At 35.6% G+C, this 1,454-nt stretch carries 2 protein-coding genes; one reads left to right on the forward strand and one right to left on the reverse strand.

Annotated features, from left to right (window positions below; translation table 11 throughout):
• Positions 1 to 319 precede the first annotated feature (319 nt).
• Positions 320 to 1,042, forward strand: a complete 723-nt coding sequence (locus ACFILA_RS09465; RefSeq protein WP_375610990.1) for a hypothetical protein — start codon at positions 320 to 322, stop codon at positions 1,040 to 1,042.
• On the opposite strand, the gene ACFILA_RS09470 is transcribed toward ACFILA_RS09465, so the two are convergent.
• Positions 1,028 to 1,453, reverse strand: coding sequence for a hypothetical protein (locus tag ACFILA_RS09470; protein ID WP_375661117.1), 426 nt, complete (start codon positions 1,451 to 1,453; stop codon positions 1,028 to 1,030). The genes ACFILA_RS09465 and ACFILA_RS09470 overlap by 15 nt on opposite strands.
• Position 1,454 lies beyond the last annotated feature (1 nt).

A 1,454-nucleotide genomic window follows, 5' to 3' on the forward strand; every position in this document is an offset into this window, starting at 1 on the left:
TTTAAAATGCGCGTCATCTTATTCGGAACGCCTTTGACACGCCCTTGACCTGCCTTTGGGGGTATACGCTTTTTAATCGGTTGTGGAGCCTGTTCTGTATTTTGTGATGTCATAAAATACGCCCTCCAGATAATAAAAAACCCCGCAAATGCGGGGATTCCAAACTGCACTGCCTCTCGTCTAGACACAATACGCCTAAGTACAGCAATGTCATTAAATACGATTTGCTACACTTTGTCAACACAAAAATAACACATATTGATACATTTGAAAAGAATCGGTTAGGTAGTGTTAATTATTATAATTTAAGGATTAAATAATGAAGTCACTATCCATAACGCTCATAGTAATATTTATAGCTTTCTTTTCGATATCAGTGTTATCAAGATACACTAGTGTAGATAGTTTAGAACAATACGATAAACTTTACGAAAAATATGTAAGTGAAAATTATCAAAACTCAGAATATCATCAAAAATTAGCAAAGGCAAAAGAATCGGTGGAGTATTTAAAAACATTTATGGGAAGTACTGTAGACATCCCCAATGACAAAAGTCCATTTTGGAAGCATTTAATAACACTACCTAGCAATCCTCCGGAATTTAATATTTTAAAACATTATCACATAGTGCTTGTTTTTTGTGGTCGTTTTGCTGATTTATTACAAGGTGATAAAAGTATGCCCACAGTTACATTTAACGACTTGCAAACAAAACTTAAGAAATACGGTAGTATTTTTAATGACTGGGATACTATAGAAACTATTTTATTTAAAGCAAAATTTGAAACACATTTTAATGATCCAATGTTTGAATACGCAGAAAAATTTTTGAATTCTCCAAATGGCATTAGCAGAAAAGAACAAACTATTCGTACAGAGCATATGATACTAGGACACGAAAGCGTTCGTTTACAAAATACAGTGAATATGTGCTCTATTGCTATAAGTGTATATAGAGAAATGATGCCCAAAGAAGATATAAGACCCCCAGTAAGATATGGCTCTTTTGAAAAATGGAAGCGATATTTAAAAATTTTTTAAACTAGCGATTAAATACTTATGAAGCACATTAAGAGCAACACGCAGCGAATTCACAAGATGTGGTAACATTTGATCTTCTATCACGAGGTACTGTAGCGCAGCATGAAGATTATACTGTCTATAGAGGCATTGGGCTTCTTTTAGTGCCTCTTGCGTGTTTATAAACTGCTCTGTTGCAAATGCTACCCATTTATCTCTTGCCTTATCATCAGATGATGACGGCATTTCGTCATAAATTGCATTAGGCAAGCCTTTTGCACAAAGGTAATCGTTTCTTATCTGTAGGTACTGTTGCGCGGCGTCATATTGCTCTTGTGTAAGCACGCCTTGCAAACAAAGCCGCCCGATATAGGTACCAGAAAGTGGATTTTTTGCCTCCTGTAGCGTTAAACCGAAGCGCTTTGCACGCATT

The sequence above is a fragment of the Bartonella sp. CL71SXKL genome (genome assembly GCF_042194935.1).
Taxonomy (GTDB): Bacteria; Pseudomonadota; Alphaproteobacteria; order Rhizobiales; family Rhizobiaceae; genus Bartonella.